We start from the raw sequence: 12,092 nt of genomic DNA, 5'->3' as shown, positions 1-12,092 counted from the left end.
CTTGCGAGGGCGAAGACGCTGCCGCGCTCCGGCCCTGCCCTCCCGTCGTGGTGACGTGGGAGCCGCGTACCAGACCGGGTTGCACCGACGTCGCTCCCTTGGTGCCGCGCTTCGACGGGGCCAGGTTCGACGACAGCACCTGTGGGCGCCGGCCGAGTCATGCGCTCGCAACGGCCCAGCACTCGGCACGGCGGGTGGTCCGTCGTACGGGGCGACTCAACGCGGGAGGATCGTCACCTCGGCCCGGTTGAAGCGGGAGCCGTTGCCCCTGGCGTGGAACGGCACGTCGTCAGGGCTGGGGCCCGTACTCGCCGTGTCGGCCTGCGGCGAGTACTGCTGGTGCGGGTTGCCGGGGCCCACGTGACGTCCCGCCGCATCCGTGCGGTCCAGCCGTAGGCGCTGTACCGCGGCCTGATCGACGAGAAGGTGAACGACTGGGGAGTGGTGGCGCGGTGTTGCGCGTGGCGGGCGAAGCGGGCCTTCAGGTGCGGTATCCAGGCCCGGAGGTCTGCCTGCCAGTAGGGCCATGTGTGGCTGCCGGGCCCGTAGTCGTGCCACCGGTGCCGGATACCGAGGTCCAGCAGGCGCTCGTGGAAGGCCACGTTCTCTCCTGCCGGATTCGTTGCTCGGTGCGGTCCACGGCTTCGCCGTCCTGTCGAGTCTGGCCGTTGCCCGTGTACAGCGAAACGTCCGTGTGGGCGAGATTGGCCGCCAGGTCCCAGGGGTTGTCCCCGCGCCAGCGGACTTCTTGCCTCGCCCACGGGCCCCAGAGGGAGGGATGGAGCTGCTCGATGGTGGTACGCATCTCGACATTTTGGTGGTCGACGTCTCCGGAGAACGAGCCGACGGCACCGAAGAGGTCGGCGTGCCGGGCGGCGTACGAGGCCTGTTGATGTGGCAGGTCTCCCACATCGGCCGGCCGCGGTGGCCGTTGTTCCACCAGTCGGCATACCACTCCGTGGAGCCGGCGTCCGGCATCACCACGATCGCGGGCAGGCCGGTCCCCGGGCCGCCGGGCGAGTCGCCCAACTGGGCTTCCCACCTGGTGTTGGGCCCGGACGCGTCGGCCGGGAGGCGGTCCCGTGCGGCGGTGTCGCCGTACATGGTCCAGCGGGCCCAGTCGACGACGGTCCTCGGGAAGCGCTGGTCGCTCCAGAAGCTGGTGTGGCTGCCGCCGACGAAGGTGAGGAACGCCTTGGCCACGTGATCTCCGAGTACGCCTGCCACGTCAAGGGCATCGACCATCCCGGGGCCGGCCCGCTGACCGTCTCGTACGAGATCACTCATTTCCCGGACACGGAGCTGAGCCTCCTCGTCTACAGCGCACAGCCGGGCTCGCCCGAAGAGGAATCACTGCGCGTGATGGCGAAGGCCTGAGGGCTGAGACCCCGGAGTGTGGCGCGGCCATGGCTCACTTGTACGGGCCCCTGTCAGGGGAGGCCCGATCACGAGATATCTTGATGTCGAGCAATGTTGCAGACGTGGAGCGGAGCACCCGGTGACTGACTCGACCATCATCTATACGCACACTGACGAGGCCCCGGCCCTGGCGACGCATTCGTTCCTGCCGGTGATCCAGGCCTACGCCTCGACGGCCGGGGTCACCGTGGAGACGCGGGACATCTCCCTGGCGGGGCGGATCATCGCTCTCTTCCCGGAGTACCTCGAAGAGGGGCAGCGCATCCCGGACGCCCTGGCCGAGCTGGGCGATCTCGCCAAGACGCCCGAGGCGAACATCATCAAGCTGCCGAACATCTCGGCGTCCATTCCGCAGCTCAAGGCCGCGATCGCCGAGCTGCAGGAGCAGGGCTACGCGCTGCCGGCGTACCCGGACGACCCGAAGACCGACGAGGAGCGCGACATCCGCGCCCGCTACGACAAGGTCAAGGGCTCCGCCGTCAACCCGGTCCTGCGCGAGGGCAACTCCGACCGTCGTGCCCCCGCCTCGGTGAAGAACTACGCCAAGGCCCACCCGCACCGAATGGGCGCCTGGACCTCCGAGTCGAAGACCAACGTCTCGACCATGGGCGTGGACGACTTCCGTTCCACGGAGAAGTCCGCGGTGATCTCCGAGGCCGGCGCGCTGCGCATCGAGCTGAAGGGCGACGACGGCTCCACCACCGTGCTGCGCGAGTCCGTACCCGTACTTGCCGGTGAGGTCGTCGACGCCTCCGTGATGCGGGTCGCCGCGCTGCGCGAGTTCCTGACCGCGCAGATCAACCGTGCCAAGTCCGAGGGCGTGCTGTTCTCCGTGCACCTGAAGGCCACGATGATGAAGGTCTCCGACCCGATCATCTTCGGTCACGTGGTGCGCGCCTTCTTCCCGAAGACGTTCGCGAAGTACGGCGAGAAGCTCGCCGCGGCCGGACTCACCCCGAACGACGGCCTCGGCGGCATCTACAAGGGCCTCGAGTCCCTGCCCGAGGGCGCCGAGATCAAGGCCTCCTTCGACGCCGAGCTCGCCGAGGGTCCCGAGCTGGCGATGGTCGACTCCGACCGCGGCATCACCAACCTGCACGTCCCCTCCGACGTCATCGTCGATGCCTCCATGCCGGCCATGATCCGTACCTCCGGCCACATGTGGGGCCCGGACGGCGAGGAGGCCGACACGCTCGCCGTCCTGCCGGACAGCAGCTACTCGGGCGTCTACCAGGTCGTCGTCGACGACTGCCGCGCGAACGGCGCCTTCGACCCGTCGACCATGGGCTCGGTCCCGAACGTCGGCCTGATGGCGCAGAAGGCCGAGGAGTACGGCAGCCACGACAAGACCTTCGAGATCCCCACCACGGGTACGGTCCGTCTTGTCGACCAGGCCGGAAACGTCGTCATCGAGCAGACCGTCTCCGCCGGCGACATCTTCCGCGCCTGCCAGACCAAGGACGCACCGATCAAGGACTGGGTGAAGCTGGCCGTCACCCGTGCCCGCGCCACCGGCGACCCGGCCGTGTTCTGGCTGGACGAGACCCGCGCGCACGACGCGCAGCTGATCACGAAGGTCAAGCAGTACCTGCCCGAGCACGACACCGAGGGCCTGGACATCCGCATCCTGAACCCGGTCGAGGCGACCAAGCTCTCCGTGGAGCGCATCCGTCGTGGCGAGAACACCATCTCGGTCACCGGCAACGTACTGCGTGACTACCTGACCGACCTGTTCCCGATCCTGGAGCTGGGCACCAGCGCCAAGATGCTCTCCGTCGTCCCGCTGATGAACGGCGGCGGCCTCTTCGAGACGGGCGCCGGCGGTTCCGCGCCGAAGCACGTCCAGCAGCTGGTCAAGGAGAACTACCTGCGCTGGGACAGCCTGGGTGAGTTCCTCGCCCTCGCGGTCAGCTTCGAGCACCTCGCCCAGACGACCGGCAACGCGCGCGCCCAGGTGCTCGCCGACACCCTCGACCGCGCTACGGCGACGTTCCTGGAGAACGACAAGTCGCCGAGCCGTCGCGTCGGCGGCATCGACAACCGCGGCAGCCACTTCTACCTGGCCCTCTACTGGGCCCAGGAGCTGGCCAGGCAGACCGACGACGCGGCGCTCGCCAAGGCCTTTGCCTCGGTGGCGGAGACGCTGACCACGCAGGAGCAGGCCATCGTCGACGAGCTGCTCGCTGTGCAGGGCTCGCCGGCCGACATCGGCGGCTACTTCCGGCCCGACCCCGCCAAGGCGTCGGACGTGATGCGCCCGTCGGCGACCTTCAACCAGGCGCTCGCTTCGCTGGCCTGACGTTCGGTTCGGCTCGCGAGAGACGAACACGCCAGAAGGAACCCGTTCCGCCCCGGTCGGCAGTCCGCCGACCGGGGCGGTCCCGTCTGCGCCCGACGGGCCGGGGGAGCGACGGCGTAGAGTACCGGGTGGGGTATACGACGAGGGAGCGCTCCGTATGGAACTGCAGTTGGCGGCCGATGAGCTGAAGTCCGTGATCAACCGGCTCAAGCGAGCACAGGGGCAGATAGCGGGTGTGATCAACATGATCGAGCAGGGCCGCTCCTGCGATGAGGTGGTCACCCAACTGGCCGCGGCTTCAAGGGCGTTGGACCGCGCCGGGTTCGCGATCATCGCGACCGGTCTGGAGCACTGCATGGCCCCCGAGAACGGCGAGCCGGAAGTGGACCGTGACCAGATGCGGGCCCGACTGGAGAAACTCTTCCTCTCACTCGCCTGACCCGGAGTACTCAGGGCATACGAGTGTTACCGCGGCGGCGCCTCAGTCCCGCCCCGCTCCCCGGTACAGATCCAGCTCCCCTTCCAGCTCGAGGGCCAGCACCGTGGCCTGGTCGTCCAGGTCGGCCGCAGCGGGGGCGTCGATCCAGGTCACGCCCGGTACCGCGTCCAGGCCGCCGGTGACATGGTGGCCCAGTTCGGTGCCCGTACCCAGGACCGTGGCCCGAAGCACGCGGTTGCGCAGCCCGCGTACGGAGACGGACTCGCGCGGCGTGTCGAAGCACACCAGGTACAGCGTGCGCCGGTCGGCGGACAGCGTGCTGGGCCCGTAGTGGTGCCCGGCGGGCAGCCCGGCGACCGTCCCGTACACGGCGTCGGCATGGCGGGCGATCCACGCGCCGAGGCCCTCCAGACGTTGGACCTGCTCCTCGGGAATCGTGCCGTCCTCCCGGGGCCCTGCGCCGAGCAGCAGATTGCCGCCCATGCCGATTGTCTCCGCGAAGTAACGCACCAGCTGGCGCACCGACTTGAAGTCGCGGTCCTGCGGCCGGTGGCTCCACGAGTCGTTGATCGTGAGGCACAGCTCCCATGGACCCTCCGGGGCCCGGAGCGGGGCACCCTGTTCCGGAGTGGCGTAGTCGCCGTAGCCGAGCATGCGGCCGTTGAGGATGGTGTCCGGATTGCCCGCGAGGATGAGATCGGCCAGTTCGCGCATCCGCCACTGCTCCTCCGTGCGCTCCCACTCGCCGTCGAACCAGAGGATGTCCGGGCGGAAGCGGTCGACGAGCTCGCGGACCTGGCCGTCGCGGTAGGTGAGGTAGCGCGTCCAGGCCTCCGGGTCCTCCTTGCCGGGCTCGGCGTGCGAGTAGGCGTTGGGCTCCACGAGGTGCGGTCCGGGGTGCCGCTCGCTCGGGTAGTCCGGGTGGTTCCAGTCGGAGTGCGAGTAGTAGAGGCCGACCTTCAGGTCCCGCGCGCGCAGCGCGTCGACGAACCCGGTGACGAGGTCGCGCCCGGCCGGTGTGTCGCGGACGACGTCGAAATTGCGGTGGTCGGTGTCCCACAGAGCCACGCCGTCGTGGTGCCGGGTGGTGAGCACCGCGTACTTCGCGCCGACGCGGGCGAACAGCTCGGCCCAGGCGTCCGGGTCGTAGCGCGACGCGGTGAAGCCGTCGAGCTGTTTCATGTACTGCTCGTGCGTCATCTCGCCCGTGTAGAAGGACCAGGACTCGGCAGCGCCGCCCACGGCATAGATGCCGTAGTGGATGAAGACGCCCAGCTTGGCGTCGGGGAACCAGGGTTGCATCGGCATACGCCCACGCTATGCGCGGCGTCGTGGGCGGCGCGTGGGCGGCGGTCACCACTACTGGTCCGTTTTCACCATGCGCGGGCCAAGCGGCACGACTCGGAATCGACGGGCGTCGGTCCCAGGCCCGGAAGGTGACCGGGACCGATGCCCATTGCCGTGTTCAGATGCGGTCGGCCGCGATCAGCAGGTAGTGGAAGCTGCCCTCCTTGTACGCGGTCAGGAACGGCTCCTCGATGCCTGTGGCGACCGAGGACCTGGCGCGCAGCTCCCAGTACGGGATGGTCTGCGCGGTCAGGTCCACCACGTTGATCGGCACGAGGCCGCTGGCGGCCATGGCCTTGAAGTACTCACTCCTGGGGTGGATGTTGCATGTGTAGTGCTCGTCGATGCGGCTGACGGCCTTGGACCGCAGACCGGTGACATCGTTCGAACAGCCGGTGATGCACACGTAGCGGCCGCCGTACTCGAGCAGCCGGGCGAACTCCCCGTACAGCTCGAAGAGATCGACGTACATCGTGGTCTCGTTGGTCCAGATGCCGCGCCGTGAACCGGTGGGGAAGCCCGTGTCCAGCATGTTCCGGAAGTGGAAGCGGACCCGGTCGGTCACGCCTCGCTCCTCTGACTGCTGATTGGCGAAGGCCACCTGCTCCTCGGAAATCGAGACGCCGTCCACGGCGCAACCGAAGCGCTGGTTGGCCATGAAGCTGGTGCCCCCGCGCCCCGAACCGGCGTCCAGGAGCCGGCTGTCGCGTCCGATCGGGCCGAGGTGGTCGAGCAGCACCTCGGCCTGGGCGGTCTCCAGCCGGTGCAGCTCCTCGATGATCCGCTGGTCGCGGGTTTCCGCCGGACCCTCCAGGACCGACGGGTCGTAGTCGCCGAGACCGTAGTGGTGGTGGTAGAGGCCGTCGACCTCGCCGAGACGGATGTTGACCGGGTCCCTCTCGGTGTTCCAGTAGTCGGCCACCGACTTCTGGTAGGCGGTGCGCAGGACGTTGCTGACGGACGTGGTCATGGGCTTACTCCTTGATCAGTTCTGGTGATAGCGGGCGCTGCCCGCGTGCCATTCGCGGCTGCCGCCGAGCCAGGCCCAGACGCCGGCCAGGAAGCGGCTCAACTGCGGTGATCCGGTGGCCGCGAGGGCGGCGGCCTCGGCCTCGTACGTGTGCATCAGCTCGTCGTGGATGAGGACGGTGCGCTCGACGGCCTCCCGCAACGAGCACTTCTCCTCGGCGGCGATCACCCTGGGCAGACTGAGGTCCGTGGGGTCTTCTTTGCCCATCGAGTAGAGGTCGTTGACGATCACGCTCGCCGACCCGGCCATGGTGAACGCGCGGCGCACGCGCGGGTCGGCGAACTCGGCCGTCGGCAGCTCGTAGCCGCCGATCGCGTCGATCAGTACCATGCACGGCACGAAGCTGTTCTCGTGCCGGTGCATCAGGAACTCCCAGACCGGCGGGGTCTGTTCGGCCGTGTGCCAGACGGCCTCCTGGTTGTACGCGACGAACATGATCGCCAACTCGTGCCTCAGCCGCCGCACCTGGGCAGCCGTGGCGTACCGGGTCAGGTTGTCCAGGGCGGAGCGGAGGGCGACCGTGACGGGATCCTTCCGTACGACCCCCTCCAGCTCGGGTGCGTAGCGCAGCGGGAGATGGGCCTGGTCGATCACCGAGTGGGCGATCGCCAGACGCTGGCCGAGCAGTTCGTGCCGGGCCTCCTCCGCCTCGCCGTCGACGTAGTGGTCGTCGACCCCCCACTCCGAAAGCGCGCACTTCGCCGCCGCGAGCAGTCGGTCCGGGTCGTCCGACTCGGGGTGCGCGAGCATGATCAGCCGGCCGAAGTCGGCCGACCTGACCCGGTCGAGCTGGCCGGGGTAGATCCCGCACTCCTCGGCCCACTCCACCAGCCGCTCGTTGACCTCCGCGCCGAGCACGGGATCGTCCCGGACTGCGGGCGGGCAGTAGATCACCGGGCCCTTCGCGGCGGCGGGCTGCGGGCGTTCGGGCCGCGGACGGATCCCCGAAGTGCCCAGGCCGGTCGGGCCCGAGGGGAGACGGGGGAACGTGTCCGGGGCGAGGGCCCTCCGGTCGACGGGGGGCGCCGTCGGCTGTGCGCTTGGCACGGGGATCCGTACTCCCGAAGTGCCGAGCCCGGTCGGCCCGCTGGGGAGCCGTAGTGCCCCGGGCGAGGTACCTCCGGCCACGGGCTTGACCCGTGCCAGTACGTCTCGTTTGCCGGGGCGTCTCGGATCCTGCAGCAGTCCGACCACCATGCCCGCCACGTCATGGGCGGCCGCGGGCGCCAGGGCCCGCGAGATCAACGACACTGCCGTCAGCCCCCGTTCGTACGGGCGACCTCGACGTTCTCCAGGATGCCCAGCGCGTCCGGCACGAGCACCGCGGCCGAGTAGTAGGTGCTGACGAGATAGGAGATGATCGCTTTCTCGTCGATCCCCATGAACCGCACGTTCAGACCCGGCTCGACCTCGTCCGGAATCCCCGTCTGGTAGAGGCCGATGACACCCTGGTCGCTCTCTCCCGTACGCATGGCGATGATCGACGAGGTCTGGGTCCTGCTGACCGGGATCTTGCCGCAGGGCAGCAGCGGAACACCCCGCCACGCGGGCAGGTGATGGCCGTTCAGCTCCACCCCGCCGAAGTAGATGCCGCGCTTGTTGCACTCCCGGCCGAAGGCGGCGATTGCGCGCGGGTGGGCGAACATGCAGCGGGTGCCGCGCCGCATGCTGAGCAGTTCGTCGAGATCGTCCGGAGCCGGCGGCCCGGAGAATGTGGAGATCCGCTGGTCGTAGTCGGCGTTGTGGAGCATCCCGAAGTCCTGGTTGTTGACCAGCTCGTGCTCCTGGCGCTCACGCAGGGCCTCGATGGTCAGGCGCAACTGCTGCTGCGTCTGGTTCATCGGCTCGTTGTACAGGTCGGCGACCCTGCTGTGCACGCGCAGTACGGTCTGGGCCACGCTCAACTCGTACTCGCGCGGCGAGAGTTCGTAGTCCGCGAAGGCGCCCGGCAGGACGGCCTCGCCCGCATGACCCGAGCTCATCGCGATGTCGGCCTCACCGGACTTGTTGCGCGGTTTGTGTCCGTCGGAACTGAGCGCGTCCACATGCTGACGCAGCTTGTCGTGCCGTTCCGCCACCGCCTTGTACGCCGAGTGCGGCAGCGCGAGCACCGTGGTGGCCGTCGCCGCGCGGGCCGTGAACTCCCACTTGCCGTCGGCGCCGGCCAGCACCTGTCCGCCGAAGGTGTCTCCGTCGGCCATGAGGCCGATGACCGCCTCGTCGCCGTACTTGCCCTCGCCGATCTTCTCGACCTTGCCGTGCGCGATCAGATAGACGTGGTCGGCCTTGCGGCCCGCCTGCACGATCACCTGGCCCGGCTCCAACTCCTTCTGCACGAACTTCTCCGCGAGAGCGCCCAGCGCGTCGCCGTCCGAGAAACCCTGCAGCAGCGGCAGTTCACCCAGCTCGGCCGGGACGACCCTGACCTTCGCGCCGGTCTTCACGAAGGTCACGCGGCCGTCGCCCACCGTGTACGAGAGGCGCCGGTTGACCCGGTAGGTGGCACCAGGCACGTTCACCCACGGCAGCATGCGGGTCAGCCAGCGTGAGCTGATGCCCTGCATCTGGGGTTCGGACTTGGTGGTCGTGGCAAGGGTCCGCGCGGCAGCGGTGCCGAGGCTCTGCTGCTCCTGCTCCTGCTCCTGCTCCTGCTCATCGGCGCTCGCGGCCGGGTCCGTACTCGTCTGGACCGACATCGTCTCCTCTTCCCGTTCTTCTACAGCACTGCTGACTGCGTGACGCATCTGATCCATCACGCTCCGTGTATAGATCTAGGGCATATCGATCTCTGTTAGTCGCCGGTGGAGAGGGCGTGCGGCAGCACGTCGCGAGATCGTTCGCTCCTCTCGCGCCCCGGATCAGCCTCGGTTCGACATCCGTGATGCGTGGGGCAGGAATGCCGGAGCCCCGGGTGGGTACGCGAGCCAAGCGCCCGGGGCGAATGGTGTCCCGGGTGGCCGAGAACGCCACTACGTCGGGATGTGCCATGGAAATACCCTCGAACGACAGCGTCACGTCGGAGGCGGAGCGGGCGCTGAGTGTGCTGGCCGAGAACACCGAGGACGACGCGGCCCTGGACACGCTGGCCGGCACGGACGTGCTGGTTCCGGTGCCCGATGACACCGACGACGAGGCGGCGGCCGATCCCACGGTCGTGGCGCTGCCCGTCCTGGAGCAGGACGGCGAGGAACCGCTCGTGCCGGTGTTCACCTCGGAGCTGCGGATGGCCGAACTGCTGCCGTACGTCTCCCGGTACCGGCTGGTGCCGTTGGGCGCACTGGCCTCCCAGTGGCCCTCCGGGGACCTGTCGCTGACGATCGACGCCAGTTCTCCGCACGGTCTGACGCTTGACTCGGAGGGTGTGCGCACCCTCCTGGTGCGCTAGCGCTCCGCTGGGTGCGATGTGAACGCTGCGGGTTCGTTGTGGCTTGTCGCGCCCCGCGGCGGAGCCGCATGTGTCACAGCCCCCGCGCCCTTAAAGAGGCGCTCCCGAAGCCGCAAGGCCGCAACGCACCAGCACCTGCCTACGGCCCCGCACCCGCCACGAACCCAGGGGTGCGGGGCTGTATCAATGCGCGGCTCCGCCGCGACGGGAGTCCCCCGCTCGAGCGAAGCCGAGAGTGGGGCAGCGACCAGCCGCAATGCACCCCCAGCCGCGACACGACGTGTCATCCCATCCCCTTGCGGGGACTGGGGCGGAGCCCCGGAGGTTCAGTCACCCTTCAGCATGCGCGCGAGCGCCGCCCGCTGAAGGGGCCGCACCTCCGTGTACAGGTCGCGGCCCTTCTGGGTGAGCGCGACCCACACCCCGCGGCGGTCCTCCTGGCAGACGGAGCGCGTCACAAGGCCCTCCTTCTCCAGGCGGCCGATGAGGCGCGACAGGGCGCTCTGGCTCAGGTGGACGCGGTCGGCGATGTCCTGCACGCGGCACTTCTCGCCCGGATGCGTGGCCGCGGCCTCCACGAGGAGGTCGAGGACCTCGAAATCGCTGGCGCCCAAGCCATGCGGATGCAATTCGCGGTCGATCTCGCAGATCGTGCGCGCATGCACCGTCAGGATCTCCCGCCACTGCTCCTCGAGCCGGGAATCGGCCTTCTCCGCTGCCATATATGCACGGTAACAGAAAATGGGACTTTGTTGACTGTGCAACTAGTGCGGGTGCATGCGCATGTAAGCGGGTCAGGGGACTTGGCTCCAGAAGGGCCTCGGATCAGCCGGTGAAGATCTCGACCGCCGACCACACGGCGAGGCCGAGCATGCACAGCCCGCCGATGCGCTGGACGGTCTTCAGAGGTACGCGCTTGGCGATGAAGCGGCCAGCCAGTAACGCGAGGGCGGAGACCGACATGAGGGCCGCCGCGGAGCCGACGGCCACGGACGCGATTCCGTTCGTGGCCGCGAGATTGGCGGTCGTGATCTGCGTCAGATCGCCCCACTCGCTGATGAAGACGGCCGTGAAGGCGGTCGTGCAGACCGGCCAGAACCCGGTCACCGTCCGGCTGCCGCCCGAGTCCGCCTCTTCGTCGGCGCCTTCGCCGCGCAGCAGCATGAAGGCGCCGAAGGCGAAGAGCGCGGCCGAGACGGCCTTGACGGTCCAGTCGGGCAGCAGGCCGATGAGGCTGCCGGCGCCCACGGCGATCCCGACATGCACGACGAACGCGGTCGACGTGCCGAACCACACGTACAAGGGCCGCATACGGGTGCCCATGGCCAGCGACGCGAACATCGTCTTGTCGGGCAGTTCGGCGAGGAAGATCAGCCCGAAGGCGGTGATGATCGCCAGGGGGTCGAAAGACGCCAGAGGGGCGAGAGACATCCGGGTGGCTTTCTGTACGGGCCGGGCCTTCCGGATCTTCGCGAAGCGCCCTCGGCTGGGGCGACGGGAGAACCGATCGGCCCGGCATGACGGGTGCACCGCACGGCGTGCGAGCACATCAATGCCTGGCCGAAGGTCTCGCCCACCCGCCTGTTCACGCGGGCCCGGCCACCGGGAACTCTCGGGCTCCAGTGTGTCGACGACCGGTTCGCAGGGCTACTCCCCTTCGCGATCACCCAGTCTACCGGTCGTTCGCGCGAGCTTCGCATGAGCGTGCGGACGGAGGGTAGGCGGGAGTTGTCCCACAAGGACGGTCCCACGCGGACGGAACACCTCGCCCGCGGGACACGAACGAAACGCCACCCCCATGACCAGCCCTCCCGACGAAGACACGTCCACCTGCATCCTGCGCGCCCTGGGTGTCCTGGCATACGACGGACAAGACAGCGCGGCGCGGGCCCTGTTGGCCGGGAGCAGAGTGCTGGTGCCGATCGACCCTCTCGACGACGCGGACGCCCCGGAACTTGCCTTGACGGGCCGTGCTGTGGAGGTCTTCACCTCGGAGGAGCGGATGGCCCAGGCACTGCCGGACGTACAGACCTACCACCTCGTACCCCTCGGCCTGCTCCCGGCCCACTGGCCCGAGGGGGGCCGCTCGCTCATCATCGATCCCGGTTCGCCGGACAGCCTCACGCTGTCGGCTGACGGCGTACGGTTACTGCTCGGCGAACCCTGAAAGCTC

General features: G+C 68.8%; 14 protein-coding genes. 6 read left to right on the top strand and 8 right to left on the bottom strand.

Annotation, left to right across the window (positions count from 1 at the left end; translation table 11 throughout):
• Nucleotides 1-216: 216 nt before the first annotated feature.
• Together ACFYO0_RS10760 and ACFYO0_RS10755 are read right to left on the bottom strand one after the other, a co-directional pair.
• Nucleotides 217-360, bottom strand: a complete 144-nt coding sequence (locus ACFYO0_RS10760; RefSeq protein ID WP_388673389.1) for a hypothetical protein — start codon at nucleotides 358-360, stop codon at nucleotides 217-219.
• 121 nt (nucleotides 361-481) lie between these two features.
• Nucleotides 482-901, bottom strand: a complete 420-nt coding sequence (locus tag ACFYO0_RS10755) for an alpha/beta hydrolase-fold protein (protein WP_388674224.1) — start codon at nucleotides 899-901, stop codon at nucleotides 482-484.
• Here ACFYO0_RS10755 and ACFYO0_RS10750 point away from each other — a divergent pair.
• The 4 genes from ACFYO0_RS10750 (at nucleotide 893) to ACFYO0_RS10735 (ending at nucleotide 4,157) form a co-directional block, all read left to right on the top strand.
• A complete protein-coding gene (locus tag ACFYO0_RS10750; protein ID WP_388673387.1) occupies nucleotides 893-1,207 on the top strand; it encodes a hypothetical protein in 315 nt (104 codons plus the stop codon). The two genes, ACFYO0_RS10755 and ACFYO0_RS10750, sit on opposite strands and share 9 nt — an antisense overlap.
• Nucleotides 1,204-1,377 (top strand): hypothetical protein, encoded by a 174-nt coding sequence (locus ACFYO0_RS10745; protein WP_388673385.1) that lies wholly within the window; start codon nucleotides 1,204-1,206, stop codon nucleotides 1,375-1,377. Before ACFYO0_RS10750 ends, ACFYO0_RS10745 begins: the two co-directional genes overlap by 4 nt.
• Before the next feature lie 121 nt (nucleotides 1,378-1,498).
• On the top strand, nucleotides 1,499-3,718 hold the full coding sequence (locus ACFYO0_RS10740; protein WP_388673383.1) for an NADP-dependent isocitrate dehydrogenase: 2,220 nt from the start codon (nucleotides 1,499-1,501) through the stop codon (nucleotides 3,716-3,718).
• 157 nt (nucleotides 3,719-3,875) lie between these two features.
• The gene (locus tag ACFYO0_RS10735; protein WP_386348655.1) at nucleotides 3,876-4,157 is read left to right on the top strand and encodes a metal-sensitive transcriptional regulator; all 282 of its coding nucleotides are present in this window, start codon (nucleotides 3,876-3,878) and stop codon (nucleotides 4,155-4,157) included.
• A gap of 42 nt (nucleotides 4,158-4,199) precedes the next feature.
• Here ACFYO0_RS10735 and ACFYO0_RS10730 read toward each other — a convergent pair whose 3' ends face one another.
• From ACFYO0_RS10730 to ACFYO0_RS10715, 4 genes are all read right to left on the bottom strand, one after another.
• On the bottom strand, nucleotides 4,200-5,465 hold the full coding sequence (locus ACFYO0_RS10730) for an alpha-L-fucosidase (protein ID WP_388673381.1): 1,266 nt from the start codon (nucleotides 5,463-5,465) through the stop codon (nucleotides 4,200-4,202).
• A 157-nt stretch (nucleotides 5,466-5,622) separates the two neighbouring features.
• The gene (locus ACFYO0_RS10725; RefSeq protein WP_388673379.1) at nucleotides 5,623-6,474 is read right to left on the bottom strand and encodes a geranyl diphosphate 2-C-methyltransferase; all 852 of its coding nucleotides are present in this window, start codon (nucleotides 6,472-6,474) and stop codon (nucleotides 5,623-5,625) included.
• A 15-nt stretch (nucleotides 6,475-6,489) separates the two neighbouring features.
• Nucleotides 6,490-7,785 (bottom strand): family 2 encapsulin nanocompartment cargo protein terpene cyclase, encoded by a 1,296-nt coding sequence (locus tag ACFYO0_RS10720; protein ID WP_388673377.1) that lies wholly within the window; start codon nucleotides 7,783-7,785, stop codon nucleotides 6,490-6,492.
• A gap of 5 nt (nucleotides 7,786-7,790) precedes the next feature.
• Nucleotides 7,791-9,230, bottom strand: coding sequence for a family 2B encapsulin nanocompartment shell protein (locus ACFYO0_RS10715; RefSeq protein WP_388673375.1), 1,440 nt, complete (start codon nucleotides 9,228-9,230; stop codon nucleotides 7,791-7,793).
• Nucleotides 9,231-9,520: 290 nt separating this feature from the next.
• Here ACFYO0_RS10715 and ACFYO0_RS10710 point away from each other — a divergent pair, with 290 nt between their 5' ends.
• Entirely contained in the window at nucleotides 9,521-9,919 is a 399-nt protein-coding gene (locus tag ACFYO0_RS10710; protein ID WP_388673373.1) for an SseB family protein, read from the top strand.
• A gap of 326 nt (nucleotides 9,920-10,245) precedes the next feature.
• Here ACFYO0_RS10710 and ACFYO0_RS10705 read toward each other — a convergent pair whose 3' ends face one another.
• Nucleotides 10,246-10,641 carry a MarR family winged helix-turn-helix transcriptional regulator gene (locus ACFYO0_RS10705; RefSeq protein WP_388673371.1) on the bottom strand — a complete coding sequence of 132 codons (396 nt, stop codon included), beginning with the start codon at nucleotides 10,639-10,641 and terminating at the stop codon, nucleotides 10,246-10,248.
• Between the two features lie 103 nt (nucleotides 10,642-10,744).
• Entirely contained in the window at nucleotides 10,745-11,350 is a 606-nt protein-coding gene (locus ACFYO0_RS10700; protein WP_388673369.1) for a TMEM165/GDT1 family protein, read from the bottom strand.
• Nucleotides 11,351-11,717: 367 nt separating this feature from the next.
• Between ACFYO0_RS10700 and ACFYO0_RS10695 the strand changes: the two genes are divergently transcribed.
• Entirely contained in the window at nucleotides 11,718-12,086 is a 369-nt protein-coding gene (locus ACFYO0_RS10695; protein WP_388673367.1) for an SseB family protein, read from the top strand.
• The last annotated feature ends 6 nt before the right edge of the window (nucleotides 12,087-12,092 follow it).

Origin of the sequence: Streptomyces sp. NPDC006365 (assembly GCF_042870755.1) — a bacterium.
Taxonomy (GTDB): Bacteria; Actinomycetota; Actinomycetes; order Streptomycetales; family Streptomycetaceae; genus Streptomyces; species Streptomyces xiangluensis.
This window is presented reverse-complemented; position numbering and strand designations above follow the sequence as displayed.

Bases quoted from the DNA above. Each gene is read 5' to 3' on its own strand.
- ACFYO0_RS10715 (WP_388673375.1), bottom strand. From the start codon at position 9,230: ATGTCGGTCCAGACGAGTACGGACCCGGCCGCGAGCGCCGATGAGCAG.
- ACFYO0_RS10710 (WP_388673373.1), top strand. From the start codon at position 9,521: ATGGAAATACCCTCGAACGACAGCGTCACGTCGGAGGCGGAGCGGGCG.
- ACFYO0_RS10750 (WP_388673387.1), top strand. From the start codon at position 893: ATGTGGCAGGTCTCCCACATCGGCCGGCCGCGGTGGCCGTTGTTCCAC.
- ACFYO0_RS10735 (WP_386348655.1), top strand. From the start codon at position 3,876: ATGGAACTGCAGTTGGCGGCCGATGAGCTGAAGTCCGTGATCAACCGG.
- ACFYO0_RS10705 (WP_388673371.1), bottom strand. From the start codon at position 10,641: ATGGCAGCGGAGAAGGCCGATTCCCGGCTCGAGGAGCAGTGGCGGGAG.
- ACFYO0_RS10730 (WP_388673381.1), bottom strand. From the start codon at position 5,465: ATGCCGATGCAACCCTGGTTCCCCGACGCCAAGCTGGGCGTCTTCATC.
- ACFYO0_RS10725 (WP_388673379.1), bottom strand. From the start codon at position 6,474: ATGACCACGTCCGTCAGCAACGTCCTGCGCACCGCCTACCAGAAGTCG.
- ACFYO0_RS10695 (WP_388673367.1), top strand. From the start codon at position 11,718: ATGACCAGCCCTCCCGACGAAGACACGTCCACCTGCATCCTGCGCGCC.
- ACFYO0_RS10700 (WP_388673369.1), bottom strand. From the start codon at position 11,350: ATGTCTCTCGCCCCTCTGGCGTCTTTCGACCCCCTGGCGATCATCACC.